16 protein-coding genes and 1 other annotated feature are annotated in these 18,274 nt (G+C 37.3%); of the genes, 14 read left to right on the top strand and 2 right to left on the bottom strand.

Features of this window, described 5'->3' with window-relative positions:
• Window positions 1–203 precede the first annotated feature (203 nt).
• Entirely contained in the window at window positions 204–2,516 is a 2,313-nt protein-coding gene (locus AB3I12_RS09030; protein WP_063627429.1) for a glycosyl hydrolase family 18 protein, read from the top strand.
• A gap of 266 nt (window positions 2,517–2,782) precedes the next feature.
• Here AB3I12_RS09030 and rnhC read toward each other — a convergent pair whose 3' ends face one another.
• Window positions 2,783–3,697, bottom strand: a complete 915-nt coding sequence (gene rnhC, locus AB3I12_RS09025; protein ID WP_053765717.1) for a ribonuclease HIII — start codon at window positions 3,695–3,697, stop codon at window positions 2,783–2,785.
• A gap of 221 nt (window positions 3,698–3,918) precedes the next feature.
• Between rnhC and zapA the strand changes: the two genes are divergently transcribed.
• The 7 genes from zapA to AB3I12_RS08990 all read left to right on the top strand — a co-directional run bounded on the left by zapA (window position 3,919) and on the right by AB3I12_RS08990 (window position 12,281).
• Window positions 3,919–4,356 carry a cell division protein ZapA gene (zapA, locus tag AB3I12_RS09020; RefSeq protein WP_010718651.1) on the top strand — a complete coding sequence of 146 codons (438 nt, stop codon included), beginning with the start codon at window positions 3,919–3,921 and terminating at the stop codon, window positions 4,354–4,356.
• A gap of 21 nt (window positions 4,357–4,377) precedes the next feature.
• On the top strand, window positions 4,378–4,926 hold the full coding sequence (locus tag AB3I12_RS09015) for a CvpA family protein (protein ID WP_010718650.1): 549 nt from the start codon (window positions 4,378–4,380) through the stop codon (window positions 4,924–4,926).
• A gap of 129 nt (window positions 4,927–5,055) precedes the next feature.
• A complete protein-coding gene (locus tag AB3I12_RS09010) occupies window positions 5,056–7,416 on the top strand; it encodes an endonuclease MutS2 (protein ID WP_063627428.1) in 2,361 nt (786 codons plus the stop codon).
• 85 nt (window positions 7,417–7,501) lie between these two features.
• Complete coding sequence (gene trxA, locus AB3I12_RS09005; RefSeq protein ID WP_010718648.1) at window positions 7,502–7,816, top strand: thioredoxin; 315 nt, start codon at window positions 7,502–7,504, stop codon at window positions 7,814–7,816.
• A 195-nt stretch (window positions 7,817–8,011) separates the two neighbouring features.
• Complete coding sequence (gene uvrC, locus AB3I12_RS09000; RefSeq protein ID WP_010738020.1) at window positions 8,012–9,790, top strand: excinuclease ABC subunit UvrC; 1,779 nt, start codon at window positions 8,012–8,014, stop codon at window positions 9,788–9,790.
• A 336-nt stretch (window positions 9,791–10,126) separates the two neighbouring features.
• On the top strand, window positions 10,127–11,026 hold the full coding sequence (locus tag AB3I12_RS08995) for an ABC transporter ATP-binding protein (RefSeq protein WP_010718646.1): 900 nt from the start codon (window positions 10,127–10,129) through the stop codon (window positions 11,024–11,026).
• The gene (locus AB3I12_RS08990) at window positions 11,019–12,281 is read left to right on the top strand and encodes an ABC transporter permease (protein WP_063627427.1); all 1,263 of its coding nucleotides are present in this window, start codon (window positions 11,019–11,021) and stop codon (window positions 12,279–12,281) included. The genes AB3I12_RS08995 and AB3I12_RS08990 overlap by 8 nt, the downstream gene beginning before the upstream one ends.
• Before the next feature lie 146 nt (window positions 12,282–12,427).
• Here the strand turns inward: AB3I12_RS08990 and AB3I12_RS08985 are convergent, their stop codons facing one another.
• Window positions 12,428–13,147, bottom strand: a complete 720-nt coding sequence (locus AB3I12_RS08985) for a gamma-glutamyl-gamma-aminobutyrate hydrolase family protein (protein WP_063627426.1) — start codon at window positions 13,145–13,147, stop codon at window positions 12,428–12,430.
• Window positions 13,148–13,362: 215 nt separating this feature from the next.
• Window positions 13,363–13,411: a sequence feature (sodium ion sensor (DUF1646 type); this cis-regulatory element may regulate processes involved in with the transportation of sodium ions), on the top strand.
• Window positions 13,412–13,518: 107 nt separating this feature from the next.
• Here AB3I12_RS08985 and AB3I12_RS08980 point away from each other — a divergent pair.
• From AB3I12_RS08980 to AB3I12_RS08955, 6 genes are read left to right on the top strand one after another with little or no spacing between them, the layout of a single operon-like run.
• Window positions 13,519–13,872 carry an ATPase V gene (locus AB3I12_RS08980; protein WP_231105550.1) on the top strand — a complete coding sequence of 118 codons (354 nt, stop codon included), beginning with the start codon at window positions 13,519–13,521 and terminating at the stop codon, window positions 13,870–13,872.
• Complete coding sequence (locus AB3I12_RS08975; RefSeq protein ID WP_063627424.1) at window positions 13,859–15,853, top strand: V-type ATP synthase subunit I; 1,995 nt, start codon at window positions 13,859–13,861, stop codon at window positions 15,851–15,853. The genes AB3I12_RS08980 and AB3I12_RS08975 overlap by 14 nt, the downstream gene beginning before the upstream one ends.
• Window positions 15,854–15,876: 23 nt before the next feature.
• A complete protein-coding gene (locus AB3I12_RS08970) occupies window positions 15,877–16,347 on the top strand; it encodes a V-type ATP synthase subunit K (RefSeq protein ID WP_010738015.1) in 471 nt (156 codons plus the stop codon).
• A 27-nt stretch (window positions 16,348–16,374) separates the two neighbouring features.
• Window positions 16,375–16,959 (top strand): V-type sodium ATPase subunit E, encoded by a 585-nt coding sequence (ntpE, locus tag AB3I12_RS08965; RefSeq protein WP_063627423.1) that lies wholly within the window; start codon window positions 16,375–16,377, stop codon window positions 16,957–16,959.
• A gap of 14 nt (window positions 16,960–16,973) precedes the next feature.
• A complete protein-coding gene (locus AB3I12_RS08960; RefSeq protein ID WP_063627422.1) occupies window positions 16,974–17,960 on the top strand; it encodes a V-type ATPase subunit in 987 nt (328 codons plus the stop codon).
• Window positions 17,950–18,261, top strand: coding sequence for a V-type ATP synthase subunit F (locus AB3I12_RS08955; protein ID WP_010718638.1), 312 nt, complete (start codon window positions 17,950–17,952; stop codon window positions 18,259–18,261). The genes AB3I12_RS08960 and AB3I12_RS08955 overlap by 11 nt, the downstream gene beginning before the upstream one ends.
• Window positions 18,262–18,274: the final 13 nt, after the last annotated feature.

Raw genomic sequence — 18,274 nt, 5'->3', positions numbered from 1 at the left:
AACTATAAATATATAAATGTTAATATGCAATACAAAAATATCAAATCATTTGATGCTTTGATAAGATAATGTTAACCTTGTTTTGTAAGGGTTATCATTTTTTGTTTTTTAGGAGGTTGGTTTATTAAAAATAACTGATTTGTTTTATGGATAATAAGTTTTATTAGGGGAGTTCGTATAGAAAAAGAGGGGAAGGGTTAAAAATGAAAAAGTTGAAAAAAATTAGTTTGGCAGCGATGTTATTTTCTTCTGTTATTTATCTGACAACGCCATTATTCAGCCACAAAGAACATGTGCATGCTGAAGAAGCTCAGGAAATTACAAAAAAAGCGTCTTATCGTAATGTGATGTATTATGGTGATTGGTCGATTTGGGGAGGAGAACAAGAATTTTATCCTAAAGATATTGCCGCAGACCAATTGACGCATTTAAATTATGCCTTTTTAGATTTTGATAGTAATGGTGAGTTGAAATTTACAGATAAAGAAGCCGCTGTAGGCGTGCCAGCAGGTGAAGCAGAAGTCGGATGGGGAAATGCTGCTTCTGGTTTGTTGAATGCGCTTCAAAATTTGCGTGGACAAAATAAAAACTTAAAAATTGGCGTGTCATTAGGTGGATGGTCAAAATCGGGTGATTTTTCTGAAGTTGCAGCTAGTCCTGCGAAACGAAAAAAATTAGTGGAAAACATTACTAAATTCTTAAAATATACCAACATGGATTTCGTTGATATTGATTGGGAATATCCAGCAGATGTTCGTGAGCCTGATCGTGTCGACAACAAAAATGATGAAGGAACACCTAACGCAAAACCAGAGGATAAAGAAAATTATATTTTACTATTAAAAGATATTCGAGCGGCGATCGATAAACAAGGAGTGGAATTAGGTAAGACTTATGAACTTTCTGTAGCATTACCTGCGTCCCAAGGAATGTTGGACAAGGGAATTGACATCAAACAACTATTTGAAGTAGTTGACTTTGCGAATATGATGACTTATGACATGAATGGTGCTTGGAGTGCAACAAGTGGTCATCATACTGCACTTTATGGTAATCCTAACGACCCGAACTATGCAAATGGATTATCCGTTGATCAGACCGTTCGCTTTTTGAAAGAACATGGGGCTCCTTCAGAAAAAATCGTTATCGGCGCAGCTTTCTATACTCGTGGGTGGAATGAAGTAGCTAAAGGGACAGACCAAAATACTCCTGGATTATTCCAACCTGCTGAAAAAAGCAATAAAGATGCAGACCAAACGCCGACATATGGTGCGGACAATGAACATTCTCTGGCACTTGGGGATGGTGGCCGAGCAGGTGGAGTTTGGTCCTACCGAAACATTGATGAATTAAAAACTAAAATCCCGACTCTAAAAGAATATTGGGATGATACAGCCAAAGCACCATTTTTATACAGCGAAGTTTCAAAAGAGTTCTTTACCTATGACAATGTAAAATCAATCAATTACAAAACGCAATATGTGAAAGAGCATGAATTAGGTGGTGTAATCTCTTGGATGCAATCGCAAGATAAGCCAACAACGAGTACGAAAAGAGATGAACTGACCAAAGCAATCAAAAATGGGTTGTTTGGTACAGAAAAACTTCCAGAGCATAAAATTGTATCAAGTGATCTAAATGTCGAGGTAGGGATTTCTACTTATTCTGAAAACAGTTCAAAAGGGTATGAATTAGTCATCAAAAATAAAGAAACACTAAATGAAAATTCGGACGTTTTATCAGCTATTGAATCTTCTCACAAGACAATTAAATTACCACGATACACTTTAGCGTTGAATTCAAATGAAATTCTTAGTAGTGGTGATTACAAAGCAGGCGAGGTTTCAACCTCAAATGGAACGGTGACGATCGATTTAAGTGGGGTTTATGAAGGAAAAGAGCTTAAACCAGGGGAGACATATACGTTTAGATTAAAATCAAATGCAACTGATGTATCCGTTGATCATATTGCTTCTATAAATCTAGCACAAAGAATTACAAAAGCCGGTATAGATATCTCGCAACAAACGATTTATGGAGAGGATTCAACTAATCCAACACCAACGCCAACACCAGATCCAGAAGATAAAGAAGCACCATCTATTCCGACTGATCTGACAGCTTCAAATGTGACAGAGACAAGCGTGACGTTGAACTGGACCGCTTCGACGGATAATAAAGGAGTAGCAGGTTATTATGTTTATCGTGACGGACAACAAGTTGGTCAAACAGCTACTACCAATTATATTGACAAATATTTAATGGCTGGTTCAACGTACATTTATACTGTAAAAGCGTTTGATCATTCTGGTAATGTTTCAGAACACAGTCAACCTTTGAGTGTAACAACACTAGATAGCACATCTTCATCAAAATATGAAGCATGGAGTGCTACAAATATTTACAAAGCTGGTGATAAGGTGTCTCATAAAGGGCAAAACTATCAAGCGAAATGGTGGACAAGCGGGGAAGAACCAGGTACTGAACAATGGGGACCTTGGGAGTTGATTGATTAAATTGCTGGTTATTAATGGGGAAAACATACTAAGTTTTAACGTTTGGGACTAAATAGTTGGCTCCCATCGCAGTGGAAAAAAGTTCTATTCTACTGTGATGGGAGTTTTTATGCTATCTAAGAGATCAGGCTATGCTCTTAAGGTCAAATGACCAATTGGATAGCCTATTTTAAGAGGTCTTATGACCGTTGCTTCAACGCTTCATTCCTATAGAATGATTTCTGAAACAACGTTTATTATTTTTAGAATAAAGCGTTAAAGGGATATCATAAACTCATTTTTTTTGCTTTTTCAGTATTCGCAAAATGTAATTTTGCATAATTTGCTAACAAATCAATGCCACCTTTTTCAATGATTTTTGCAGCTATTCGATCCGACTTTGTTCCAGCGCCAGAAGGTAACTCTAGACCGATCTCTGCTGATTCTTTAGCTAATTCTTCTAGAAAACTTGCTCGGCTGATGATCGATGCCGCAGCTACCGCTAAGTGGTATTGTTCTCCTTTGGTCACAAAATAGAGTTTTTCTTGCACTTGATTTTTTTCCAAACGGACATACTTTTTATAATTGCTTTCTGGTGTAAACTGATCGATCAAGATTGCCTCTGGTTTGACAGGAGCAATTTTTTTCAGCAGTAGATGGATCGCTTGATTATGCAAAGCAACTTTCATACGCACAGCATTGTATTTCGGTTGGATCTCGTTATATTTTTTAGGCTCGAGTACTAAAAGTTGATAAGGGATCGTCTTCTTCAAGATACTAGCCAATTGAATGATTTGAGGATCTTTTAATTCTTTTGAATCACGAACGCCTAGTTTTTTTAGTTGTGTTAGTTGCTCCTTGGCCACGTAAGCAGCACAAACTGTCAATGGACCGAAGTAACTCCCATTTCCCACTTCATCACTTCCTAATACAGATAAAGATTCGATGTTCTTAGGCAAAGATGCAGCTGTTTTTCCAGCTTTGGGTTTTGCTGAAGCTGCTTCGCCCCATTGACTTGCTTCTTTTTCGGCATTTGCACCTTGGAACATGACTTTTCCTGAGGTGTATGCAGTGATGGTCGTGCCATTTTTTTTAGCGGCAAATACGGTATAAGGAATTTTTTTAGGTAAAAGATAAGAAAGATAAGCTTGTTTCATTTTTTCCATTTGGGCAGTCGTTACTTTGATGATAATATTACTCATTATGTACCTCCAGTTTAGTTAAATTAATAAATTTAGATGCTTGTTAGATGAAAGATCCCTTAATAGTTCCTTGTCGTTCAGTTGGGGATGAGACATAGCATTTTTTCAAAGTTTATCATATAATGATAAGGTAAATATAAGAAAATTTGTGTACAACTGTTAAATCATTAATTTCATGGTACACTAGATAATAATTTTATCAATAGGGGGAAATGATTCGGATGGCGCACGAAAAAACACGCTATAAAGCAGTGATTGCCGACCAAACTTACACGATTATTGGACGTGAAACAAAGCACCATATGGATATCGTGACAAATTTGATCAATGAACAACTAAAAGAATTGAAGGATTTGTCTCCGCAAATCGATAATGAACAAGCAGCGATCTTAATGGCTGTCAATGCGCTCTCGGATCAATTGAAGAAGCAAGAAAGAAATCTCGAACTTGAAAAAGAAGTAGCAGATTTAAAGAAAAAAATGATCAAATTTGTGGAAATGGAAAATCGAATCAAAAGAATTGAAGCGATTGAAAACGAAGCACGAGAAGTGTTGAAAGAAAACGGACAAGCAGATCGAGAAATCAAGAATCATGTGGAAGCCCAACAAATTTTAAATGAAAAAAGAAAAGGTCAAATCAAACAAAAATCTTCAAATTGATGAAAGAGAAAGGAACAAGACATGTTAAGTCTTTTGATTTTATTTATCTTGCTGCTTGCATTTTTTTCAGGTGCGAGACGAGGATTCTCTATGCAGGTCGTTTATACGATCGGTTATATCTTGTCTTTTATGGCAGCACAGCACTTTTATAAGGATCTAGCAAGTCGTCTGGAATTATATATTCCTTATCCTGCGGTAACATCTAATTCCCAAATGGTCTTTTTTGATCAGACATTTTCTTTCAGATTAGATGAAGCTTTTTATGCAGGAGTCGCCTTTTTGCTGATTTTATTTATTGGAGGATTGCTTACTCGTTTTATCGGGATTTTTGTTCATAGCTTGACCTATATTCCGATCCTAAAACAAGTCGATTGGCTTGCGGGAGGCATCTTATCTTTAATCGTTGCCTATGTCACGATATTTTTGCTCTTGAGTTTATTGACTTTTGTGCCAGTAGATATCGTTCAAAAACAATTTAGTGGAAATAGTCTTGCCCGCTTTATCGTAGAGCAGACACCATTTCTAACGAATAAAATCCATGATTTATGGATAACGAATGTGATAAACTAATCAAAAATTTTTTGTAATAGTATAATAGTAAGTAGTGAAAGAAAAAAACGAAGTTGTGACAGGACAGCAAAGACCAATGAGTCAATGCGAAATGTGACAACTTCTTTTAGTGAAAGTTAGGGTGATAACGTGAATAATCGAATCCTAGAAACATTAGAATTTGAAAAAGTGAAACAGCTTGTTCGTCAGTTTGTGGTAACCGCGCAAGGAACAGAAGAACTCGCAAAGTTAGTGCCGATCAACCAACAAGAGAAATTAACAGATTGGTTAGCAGAAACAGAAGATGGCTTAAAAGTTCAAAGGTTACGTGGGGGAATCCCTATTCCTAAGTTAGAAAACATTCGACCTCATATGAAACGAATTGAGATCGGTGCTGATTTGAATGGACTCGAATTAGCGCAAGTTGCACGTGTTTTATCGACTACAAGTGAATTAAAACGATTCTTTGCTGATTTAGCAGATAGCGAAATTGAATTTTTACGTCTTTATTTCTGGGCAGAACAATTGGTGACGATCCCCGAATTGAATCGACGTTTAAAAGAGTCGATCGATGAAGATGGGCGAGTAACAGATGATGCTTCCCCTGAATTAAAAATCATTCGTCAAAATATTCGTCGAAGTGAACAAACGGTGAGAGAACAACTAGATGGCATTGTTCGGGGGAAAAACGCCAAATACTTAAGTGATACGATCATTACCATGCGAAATGATCGCTATGTGATTCCTGTCAAGCAAGAATACCGGGGTGTCTTTGGTGGGGTAGTCCATGATCAAAGTGCTTCTGGTCAAACATTATTCGTTGAACCAAAGCAAATCGTTGAATTAAATAATCGCTTGAGACAGTATCAAATTGCAGAGCGTAATGAGATCCAACGTATTTTAAGTGAACTTTCTGCTGAACTGGTTCCTCATCGACATGAAATCATTCATAACGCATACGTGATCGGTAAACTAGATTTGATGAACGCCAAAGCACGTTTTGGGAAAGAACTGAAAGCCATCGTTCCTGCAATCAGTGTAGAAAATCATGTCATTTTAAAACAAGCAAGACATCCGTTGATTGATCAAGAAAAAGTGGTGGCTAATGATATCAGTATTGGGAAAGAGTACCAAGCGATCGTGATTACTGGTCCAAATACTGGAGGAAAGACGATCACTTTAAAAACTTTAGGATTGTTACAATTGATGGGGCAATCGGGTTTACCGATCCCTGTAGATGAAGAAAGTCAAATCGGTATTTTTGAGGAAGTATTTGCTGACATCGGTGATGAACAATCCATTGAGCAAAGTCTCTCAACATTTTCTTCCCATATGACAAACACCGTCGATATCTTGGCACATGTGAATGAAAAAAGTTTAGTCTTGTTTGATGAATTAGGCGCAGGAACAGATCCTCAAGAAGGGGCAGCTTTAGCGATTGCTATTTTAGACGATCTTGGGAAAAAATCGGCTTATGTGATGGCTACGACACACTATCCAGAACTAAAAGTTTATGGATACAATCGGGCGAATACAATCAATGCAAGTATGGAATTTGACGTTGATACACTTAGTCCAACGTATCGTCTGTTGATTGGTGTACCAGGGCGAAGTAACGCATTTGAAATCTCTAGCCGCTTAGGATTAGATCAATCAGTCATCAATGAAGCCAAACAATTGATGAATGACGAAAGCCAAGATTTAAATGAAATGATCTCTGATTTAGAAAATCGACGAAAAATGGCTGAAACGGAGTATTTAGAAATGCGCCACTACGTTGATGAAGCACAAGAGTTATATGAAAACTTAAAAGAGGCGTATCGCTATTTCTTTGAAGAACGAGAAAAAGAAATCGAAAAAGCCAAGAAAAAAGCCAATGAATTAGTTTCTGAAGCACAAGAAAATGCGGAAAAAATCATTGCAGATATTCGTAAAATGCAACAACAAGTAGGACAAGGAAATGTAAAAGAGCACCAATTGATTGATGCAAAAACCAAATTGGCAAACTTACATCAAGAAGAACAACTGAAAAAAAATAAAGTGTTGAAAAAAGCCAAAGAACAAAAAACATTGAAACCAGGCGATGAAGTTTTAGTGACAACTTATGGTCAAAGAGGAACCTTGTTACGTAAAAACGGGGAGCAATGGCAAGTGGAAATCGGGATTTTAAAAATGAATGTTTCTGAAAGTGAATTAACGCCCGTTGCACCACAAAAGGAACCAAAACAGCGGGTCATTCATGCTGTACGTTCTGAATCAGCTAGTCACGTGTCGAACCAACTAGATCTTCGTGGCAAACGCTATGAAGAAGCATTGAGTGAGGTTGACCAATACCTTGATTCAGCGATCCTTGCTGGCTATCCCCAAGTAACGATCGTACATGGAAAAGGGACCGGAGCTTTGCGTCAAGGAATCACCGACTACTTGAAAAATCATCGAAGTGTCAAAAGTTTTGAATTTGCTCCTGCTAACCAAGGCGGTAATGGGGCGACGATCGTTAAATTTAAATAAAACTTACTAAATGTAAGCAGAAGGCTCGTCTCGAATCAAGAAAGGTGCTATAATGACTCTAGACTAAAAAATGGAGGTCTTTGATATGTCACAAGTAGTTACAGATACGACATTTAACGAAGAAACAGATAAAGGCTTAGTATTAATCGACTTTTGGGCAACTTGGTGTGGACCTTGTCGCATGCAAGCACCAATTTTAGATCAGCTGTCAGAAGAATACGATGAAGATGAATTCCGAATCGTAAAAATGGATGTAGATGAAAACCCACAAACACCTCAACAATTTGGGATTATGAGTATTCCAACATTATTGTTGAAAAAAGATGGGCAAGTCGTTGAAAAAGCGGTTGGTGTACACTCGAAAGAGCAATTACGTCAAATGATCGATCAATATTTATAAACATCTGGAATGTTACTGAGATATCAATCAATGGATTGATATCTCGGTTTTTTTGTCCTTAGCACAAATTTCAGTAAAACCTTTCTCTAATTTATCTAAACCCTCAAACAAGTCTAGGAAACAAATGAGCCGATTACGATTCTTTTTGACAGACATGTTATAATTAATTCAATGAAATTTGAAAGGAAGTATTTCATGAACGAACGTATCAAAAATAAATTAGCCTTACTTCCTGATCAACCTGGCTGCTACTTGATGAAAGATAAAAATGGCACCATCATCTATGTTGGGAAAGCAAAGATTCTCAAAAATAGAGTCCGTTCCTACTTTACAGGTAGTCATAATACCAAAACCGAACGATTAGTTAGTGAGATCGAAGACTTTGAATATATCGTTACAGAATCCAATATCGAAGCTTTACTTTTAGAAATCAATTTGATCAAGAAAAATGATCCTAAATACAATATCATGTTGAAAGATGATAAAACGTATCCTTTTTTGAAAATCACAAACGAAAAGTACCCACGCTTAGTTATTACACGTAAAGTGTTAAAAGACAAAGCAGTTTATTTTGGACCATATCCAGATGTTGGCGCAGCCAACGAGACCAAAAAAATCCTTGATCGGTTGTTTCCGTTACGCAAGTGTAAACCTAGCCAAACGAAAGAACCGTGTTTGTATTATCACTTAGGACAATGCCTTTGTCCTTATTATTTTGATGTTGATCCACAAGTTTACACGAAAATCGTTGATGAAGTTAAAAGCTTTTTAAATGGTGGCTATGAAAAAGTTGAATCAGAAATCCACCAAAAAATGGTTCAAGCTGCCGAAAAGATGGAATTTGAAAAAGCGGCAGAATACCGCGATCAGATACGAGCCATTGAAACGATTATGACTCGTCAAAAAATGACCAATACAGATCTGGTGGATCGAGATGTTTTTGGTTATGCCATTGACAAAGGCTGGATGTGTGTCCAAGTATTCTTTGTCAGACAGGGGAAATTGATTGAACGGGATGTGTCGATGTTTCCTTTTTATAATGAAGCAGAAGAGGATTTTCTGACTTATATCGGGCAGTTTTATCAAGAAAATGAACATTTTATTCCTAAAGAAGTCTTGATTCCTGACACGATCGATCAACCGAGTGTGGAGGCATTGTTGTCCACAAAAGTTTTACAACCTAAACGTGGTGAAAAGAAAAAATTAGTAGAACTTGCGAATAAAAATGCTACGGTTGCATTGAATGAACGATTTGATTTGATTGCTAGAAAGCAAGAACGAACGATTGGGGCAGTGGAACGTTTAGGGAATGCCATGAATATTCCTACACCTGTTCGGATTGAATCCTTCGATAATTCGAATATCATGGGAACCAATCCAGTAGCGGCAATGGTGGTATTCATCGATGGAAAGCCAGCAAAAAAAGAATACCGCAAATATAAAATCAAAACAGTCACAGGACCAGATGATTATGCTTCGATGCGAGAAGTGATCTATCGAAGATATTCTCGTGTCATTCGAGAAGGTCTCCCTTTACCTGATTTGATTTTGATCGATGGCGGGAAAGGGCAAGTGGATGTCGCCAAAGATGTTTTAGAAAATCAACTTGGGATCGACATACCAGTGGCTGGTATGGCTAAAAATGATAAGCATAAAACGAATGAACTCCTTTTTGGAAATGAACTTTCGGTGGTTCCATTGGAAAGAAATTCGCCCGAGTTCTTTTTACTTCAACGGGTCCAAGATGAGGTCCATCGGTTTGCGATCACATTCCATAGACAACTACGAAGTAAAAATAGTTTTGCTTCTAAGCTGGATGAAATCGAAGGATTAGGACCGAAAAGAAAAAAATTACTTCTAAAAGAATTTAAATCGTTAAAAAATGTTACGGCAGCAACGATGGAAGAACTCCAACAAATTGGGCTACCAAAAAATGTTGCTCAAAATGTTTTTGATAAATTGCATGAGAACTAGCATAGGACACTTTACAAACCACGTAAAGTGTCCTATGATTTTTTGTATAACAAATGATGTAGAATTCGTTTTAGTTCGACGAGGCGGGAAGCGCTATGATGACTATTGGAAATGATTATAGCCAACCTAGATTGAATAAATGTCAAAATGGTCGTTGTTTCAATGAAAAAGTGGGAAAGAATGGTTTTCTTTTTAAACTATTCATTTTTCAATAGACTTTGGACCTTTAATTGATAAAGAATCTCTGGACTATTTCATTTTTTGCATTTGTATGCGATTTAAGTTGTCTGAACTATCTGAATACGGTAGCAGAAATGGAGACGAAGGAGTGAGACGATGTTAGAAGTGAAAGATTTGGTTAAGACGTTTGGAGACTATACCGCTGTTGATCATGTGTCTTTTCAAATACCTGATGGAAAGATTATGGGGCTGATCGGACAAAACGGGGCAGGAAAAACCACAACTTTTCGATTGATCTTAGATTTTTTGACACAGGATCAAGGGGAAGTTTTATGGAATGGACAACCTTTGGGAGAAAAAGACTATGACATTATTGGCTATCTTCCTGAAGAACGTGGGTTGTATCCGAAAGTAACGATTCAAGAGCAATTGTTGTATTTTGCTGAATTGAGAGGCAAAAAAAGAAAAGAGATCGAACCAAAAATCGATTTTTGGATGGAAAAGTTCCAAGTAAAAGGAAAGAAAACCGATAAAGTAAAATCATTGTCTAAAGGAAATCAACAAAAAGTTCAATTGATTGCTACGTTGATCCATGAACCTAAATTGATCATATTGGATGAGCCGTTTAGTGGGCTTGACCCAGTCAATGCAGAATTGCTGAAAGACGGGATCATTGAGTTAAAAGAACATGGCTCATGTGTTATTTTCTCCAGTCACAATATGGATAATGTTGAAAAAATCTGTGATCATTTAATTATGTTACGTAATGGAAAAATGGTGTTAAGCGGGAAAGTCCATGAAATCAGAAATTCTTTTGGACGTACAAAGTTATTCTTAGAATCTGGCTTGTCCCAGCAGGAAGTTGCAATGATCGAAGGGGTCGAAAAAGTCGTCACTCATGAAGATCAAACGCTTGAAATCACTTTAAACGATCCTGATGTAGGAAAAGAAATCTTTACCCGAGCAACACAATTTGGCTATATTCCAATGTTCAATCAACAACCGCCTACCTTAGAAGAGATATTCAAAATGAAAGCAGGTGAGATTGATGCGTAAATTTTGGATCATTACAAAAGATGTTTATTTAAAAAATGTCAAATCTATCTCTTTCTTGATTATGATCTTAGTGCCATTCGTTATGATAGGGATCGTTTATTTAGCAGGCAATTTTGCTCAGCAAAACAGTGAGATTAATAAAATTGGTGTATTGTCCGAAAATCAACAAGTAACGCAACAGCTTGAACAAGTAAAAACCGATGAGTTCAGCTTTCAAGCGGTTGATTCGCAAACACAAGCTCAAAAAGAATTATCCGATGAAAAAATTGATGCCTATTTAGTCGTCACGGTCGAAAACGATCAGCTAAAAGGTCAACTTTACAGTGAAAATTCGTTAGGACAAAGTACACAATTGTTGATCCAACAGCAATTAACTGGGTTGCAATCACTATTGCGAGCTAGCCAACTGGGACTTTCTCCTGAAGAAGTAGCTAGTCTTAGTCAACCAGCAAGTTTGACTAGACAAAAAGTAAGTTTTGATAGTAATAACAAAATGAAAGTTGGAGAAGATAATTCTGGCGTACAATATGCGATTAGTTATGCAGCAACCATTATCTTATTTATCATTATCCTGACTTATTCACAAATCATCGCGCAAGAAATTGCTTCTGAAAAGGGAACTCGAATCATGGAAGTCATTTTATCAAGTACGACAGCTCAAAAACATTTTTATGGTAAATTGACTGGTGTCTTGTTAGTTGCTTTAACGCAGATGGCTCTATACGGTGTGATTTTGACTGTGGGATTCCAACAATTTAAACATATGGATTTTGTAAAAAGTATCATAGAGAATATTTCACTAGATAAGATCATCGGTCCATTTTTATGGTACGCATTGTTGTTTATGTTCTTTGGTATCTTGATCTTCTCCGTTTTAGCGGCTTTATGTGGATCATTAGTCAACAAAGCAGAAGATACAGCAAAAGCGATTTTACCAGTTACTTATCTTTCTTTAGGTGGCTATATGCTTGGGTTGATCTTAGGCGCATCTGATCCAAACAATATCGTGATTCGGATCACGTCCTATATTCCGTTCCTTTCTTCTTATATTATGCCGATTCGTTTGGCGAATGAGACAGTGGGAATGACTAGTGTATTGATTTCACTTGTAGTGTTAATCATTGTCACATTCCTGCTAATGTTCTTCTCAGCGAATATGTATAAATCAAATGTTCTTGTTTATAGTGAAGGTGGCTTATGGAGTTCATTGAAACAGTCACTTTCAATTATGAGAAATGAACGTAAGAAATCCTAACCGACTGACTATTAAAAGCAGTATCGGCACAACAAAATGGTAAATGAAAAACTAAATGCTGGCGTTATTTCGGTTGATCTACGAAATAACGCCAGCATTTTTTAGGATATTCTAAAGGGAAAAATCGTTGTTCAATCCCTTAAGGACTAAAATTCTTGAACAAAAAAATCAAATAATCCTTGATCAGTGGGATTGCTTGAATGTGTCAGCTCTGGATGCCATTGTACACCAAATAATCGAACATCCTTATCGAGACTTTCAATCCCTTCCACTAGACCATCAGGAGAAAAGGCTGTGGCTTTTAATGAAGGTGCCAGCTCTTTCAACGCCTGATGATGATAAGAGTTTACCAAATAAGTATCAGGTAGTAGCTGATGTAATAGAGTGTCGGGTAAAATCTCTACTTCATGAGTAGCAAATTGTGGGGCGGTTGGATGCTGTTCATGTTTGACTGACCACTTAGGATAAGTGGTTAAATCTTGATACAAACTACCCCCAAGCACGACATTTAAGAGTTGCATTCCACGACAAACAGCAAAAATTGGTTTGTTTTGTTTGAGTGCCTCGCTGATAAGTGCCGCTTCAAAGAGATCTCTTTGAAGGTTGGTTTCTAAAATTTTTGGATGGGGAGGTTCATGATACAGTTGTGGGGAAATATCCTGTCCACCGGCTAAGATCAGTTTATCGATTTGGTCAATATAAGCAGAAGCAGTCTTAGGAGATGAGATCGGTAAAACGATCGGTAAACCATCCGCCTGCTGTACAGCATTGACAAAGCCTTGGGGAGTATAGGTTACTTGATTTCCTTGAAAAGTATCTGTCGCTCGGATCAACTGATTTCCAGCAATTCCAATAATGGGTAACATAAACATTCCTCCAAATCGTCTATTCGTTCTATTCTATCAAGAATAAAAAAATTTTAAAACTATTTGAAATAGATCTAGTTTGGTATTACATATGAAGAAAAAATTTTTTTCATGAGAATTTCTTATAAAAAAACAGAGTTACTGAGGAAAAATATGGTGTTTTTATTGAATTTTTTCGTCATTTTGGTACAATAGAATTAAATCACGAATAAAATGGTTGGGCATAATGCTTCAAGGATCGCGTTCTTCAAGGGGTGAGAAGAACATATTGAAGGGCTCAGCATCATTAGTCAACTAAAGGGCACATACTTTCAATGTAACGAGAGCATGTGTCCTTTTTTAATCGAAAGGGGGAAGTGATTGTGACAGAAATGGCGCGAATTTTGACAAGAATCAAAGAAGCAGAAGAGAATAATCATAAAAAAGAAGAGCAGGTCAAAGCAGAACTTGCTCAATATGAACAATTAAAAAATAACGAATTAATCGATTTGAATAAAGAATTCCAAGAACGATTAACTAAGCTGATGAAAGAAAAAAGAAAAAATGAAGAGGAAGTAACTGAAGACGAACAGCACAAACTGGAATTGATTTTAGATCAATTTCGTCAAAAAGTTCTTGAAATAGAAAAAACGTATTTAGAAAAAGAAGAAGAGGAAATAGCGAAGAAAAAGAACTTAACGAATGAGATCATTGAAAGGATGAAACAAAAAAATGGCTGTCACTAAAATGGAAAAAGTGACTCTCATTTCAGATAAGAAAAATCGTGAAATCTTGTTGCAAGCAGTTCAAGGACTCCATGCAGTAGAAATCCGTGATCTGTTCCAAGAATCTGAAAACAATCAATGGGTAGAGACGTTTTTTCCTGAACCAGAGATGATCGATAAGGACAAGGAACTTGCGAAATTATCCTATAAATTAACGGATATTCGTACAGCTATCCAATTTATCGAACACCATGGCGAAAAAAGTCAGAAAAAACAACACTTAAAAAGGCGTGAACTTTCGTTAGATACCTTGGAAAAAAATTATTCAGAAGAAGCTTTTTCGAAAAAGCTGGAAGAAGTCTTACTTTTGAAAGAACAATGGGAGCAACTGGTAGACGAACGCCAACAATTGGAAGACCAAGAGAATTGGTTGCTCAATTGGCAAAATCTGGATTTGGCACCTAAAGCATTTGATAGTCAAATGACCAAGCTAGTCATTGGAACGGTCAATGCTAAAAATGCTGAATCTTTTAAAGCTGAAGTTGCTGAGATAAACGAAGCCTATTTAGAAGAAATCAACTCTTCACCAACAACGACTTACTTTGCCTACATTGTTTTACGAGCTGACGAGTCACGCATGGAAGAAATCGCCAGTCGTTATGGATTTGTTAAAGAAGACTATCTGTATGAGGGGACACCACAGCAACAGTTAGTTGCTGCAAAACAAAGTTTACAGAAAATCAAGGACCAACAAAAGAAACTCTCTTCAGCCATTGGAGCTTGTAGTGGGTATATCAAAGATTTCGAATGGACGGAAGAAATCTTCTTGGCTCGCTCTGAACGAGAAGCAATCAAGGACCGGATCATTCATACTCCTTATCTGATTCTGATTCAAGGCTGGGTGGATCATGAAGAAAAACAAGAATTGATCCACATGCTACAAAATGTCTTAGCAAGTGAAGAAGTCTATTTGACCTTTGACGAGCCAACGGACAATGAAATTGCTGAAGAAGTACCGACCAAACTAAAGAATCATCCGATCGTTGCTCCTTTTGAGATGTTAACGGAGATGTATAGTTTACCAAAGTATGAAGAAGTTGATCCAACACCGTGGATGATGCCGTTTTACCTCGTCTTTTTTGGCATGATGGTAGCGGATATCGGGTATGGGTTACTGATGTTTTTAGGGGCATTTTTACTCCAAAAATTAGTGGTATTGCCACGGGGAATGCAACGTTTTGCAAAATTCTTTGAGATTCTAGCAATCCCTTCGATCATCTGGGGATTTATCTACAGCTCATTTTTTGGGGCGACATTGCCTAAAGAAATTTTTGGTATTCATTTACCATTTCCGATTTTGTCTACTACAGATGATGTCAACACGATCTTGATTTTATCCGTAATTTTTGGTTTGATCCAAATTTTAGTCGGACTATTTATTGCTGCTAAGGAACATATCAAACGAAAAGCATATGTCGATGCCGTGAATGATGGGTTTGCTTGGCAAGGGATCTTGCTTGGTATCATTCTGATTTTATTGGGAACGATGATCCTTAAAAACAACGCCTTTGTTTATTTAGGCGGTGCATTAGCTGTTCTTTCAGCCGTATGTATTTTGATCATTCCTGTTTTCCAATCTTCTTCAAAAGCCAAGGGGATCGCCAAAGGTGCGTATAATTTATATGGTCTAACTGGCTATATCGGAGACTTAGTCAGCTATACACGACTAATGGCACTGGGAATCTCTGGAGGAAGTATTGCCGCAGCTTTCAACATGTTAGTTGCTTTTATGCCTCCAGCTGCTCGTTTTAGTGTCGGAATTTTATTGATCATTGTCCTACAGGCTTTGAATATGTTCTTAACACTTTTGAGTGCCTATGTACATGGCGCACGATTACAATATGTAGAATTTTTTGGAAAGTTTTACACTGGAGGAGGGCGTTCCTTCAAACCACTAAAAACGGTGGAGAAATACGTCAACATCAATCATAAGAAAAAATAGAAATATTGGAGGAATTTGATACAATGATGGATTATTTGATTACTCAAAATGGTGGAATGGTATTTGCAGTATTAGCGATGGCAACAGCAACGATTTTTTCAGGAATCGGGTCTGCTAAAGGCGTTGGAATGACTGGGGAAGCGGCAGCAGCATTGACGACCAGTCAACCAGAAAAATTCGGACAAGCGTTAATTTTACAATTACTTCCAGGTACCCAAGGCTTATACGGTTTCGTTATCGCCTTCTTGATTTTTATCAACTTAGGCAGTGATATGTCTGTCGTTCAAGGATTGAACTTCTTAGGGGCTTCCTTACCGATTGCCTTTACTGGTTTATTCTCAGGGATCGCTCAAGGGAAGGTTGCAGCAGCTGGTATTCAAATTCTAGCGAAAAAACCTGAGCATGCAACGAAAGGGATCATTTTTGCTGCGATGGTTGAAACATATGCCATCTTAGGTTTCGTTATTTCTTTCTTACTGGTCTTAAATGCGTAATAGCCTAGCTTATAAGGAGGAATGACGGTGGATGCGATTGATAAAATCATCACTCAAATAAATGAAACAGCACAACTCGAACGTGCATCATTCGAAGAAATGAAGCGCAAAGAAATCGATCAAAAATTTGAAGTGAAAAAGTGGCAGATCGAAGCAGATTTTCAGAAAGAAAAAGCAAGTAAACTGGAAGAAATTGAACGAAGTTATCGCCAGTTGAGAAACAAGCAAAAAATGCAAGTGAAACAAGAAATCTTAAATGTGAAACAAGAAGTTTTACAGCGTTTATTCACGGAAGCAACGCTTCAGTTAGAAAATGAACCAAAAGAAGAACAACTTGCATTGATGAAGCAAATGATCCAAACATTACCGATCAATGGCACAGCTCGCTTGATCCCAGGAGAAAAATCAGCAGATATCTTAACACCTGCGGTCATCGCTGAATGGAATGAAGAACTTCCTTTTGAATTAATCCGGGAAGACTTTACTGAAAAAGCACAAGCAGGGTTGATCATTGATGATGCTGGTATCCAATATAACTTTTTATTTAGTCACTTGATCAAGGAAATTCAAGAGACGATGAGTGCTGAAATTGCCAAAGAATTATTTGACTAAGGAGGGATTGTTAAATGGAGTATCATGAATTAAATCCCTTGATACGTGGTAGAGAATTAGAGTTGATTTCAAAAGACACGTTTGAGCAAATGATCCAAACCGATTCGATCGATTCACTTGGAGAAATCTTACAATCCACGATCTATCAGCCGTATATCTATGACGGCTTTGACAAGGATTTTGAAGCCAATCTCTCTCAGGAACGCAGCAAATTATTCCAGTGGTTGAAAGAATCTGCACCAGAACCAGAAATCGTTTGGATCTATACGATGCGTTACACTTTCCATAATTTGAAAGTATTGACAAAGGCTGAGATCACAGGGCAAAACCTTGATCACCTTTACATCCATGATGGATTTTATTCGCTGGAAGTGTTGAAAGATGCGATTCACACGCAAGTGTCGGTGGAATTGCCAGACAGTCTCATGGATTATATTCGAGAAGTTCATGAATACTGCGAAGAATCGACTATTTTACAAGGGATCGATGTGATTTATGACCGTTGTTTTCTAACCGAGCAACGTCGCTTAGGGGAACAGCTTGGTTACCCTGAACTATTAGAAGAGATCATTGCTTTTATCGATTTAACGAATATCACCACGACAGCAAGAGGGATCTTGCAGCAACGTTCTGCAGGTTTTATGACAACAGTTATTTCAAGTTCAGGAAGTATTCCGAAAGACACATTGCTTTCCTTTGTTCGTGGGGAAATGGCATCTTTTACTCAGTTTTTACTGACAACAGATTACAGTGAGCTATTAAAGAAAGTCATCCATGAAGAACAGATTGATTTAGTCAGTTTGGAACAATTGAAAGATGATTATTTAAGTTCTTTTTATCAAGTAGCACAGACACAAGCGTTTGGCCCGTTACCATTACTAGCTTTTTTGAACGCAAAAGAAGTCGAAAGTAAAAATCTGCGCCTTTTGATCATTGGCAAACGAAATCACTTTTCACTGGAACAACTAAAAGAAAGGATGAGACAGGTCTATGACTTATAAAATCGGAGTAGTAGGTGACAAGGATTCTGTCTCGCCTTTTCGATTATTTGGCTTTGATGTACAGCATGGTACGACAAAGACTGAAATAAGAAAAACAATCGATGAGATGGCTAAGAATGAATATGGTGTGATCTATATCACCGAACAATGTGCAAATCTGGTTCCTGAAACGATTGAGCGCTATAAAGGACAATTGACACCTGCGATCATTTTGATTCCTAGTCATCAAGGAACCCTTGGTATCGGTTTAGAAGAGATCCAAAATAGTGTGGAAAAAGCTGTTGGACAAAATATTTTATAATAGGAAAAGGAGA

This window comes from Enterococcus sp. C65, assembly GCF_040887165.1.
Lineage (GTDB): Bacteria > Bacillota > Bacilli > Lactobacillales > Enterococcaceae > Enterococcus_B > Enterococcus_B hirae.
This window is presented reverse-complemented; position numbering and strand designations above follow the sequence as displayed.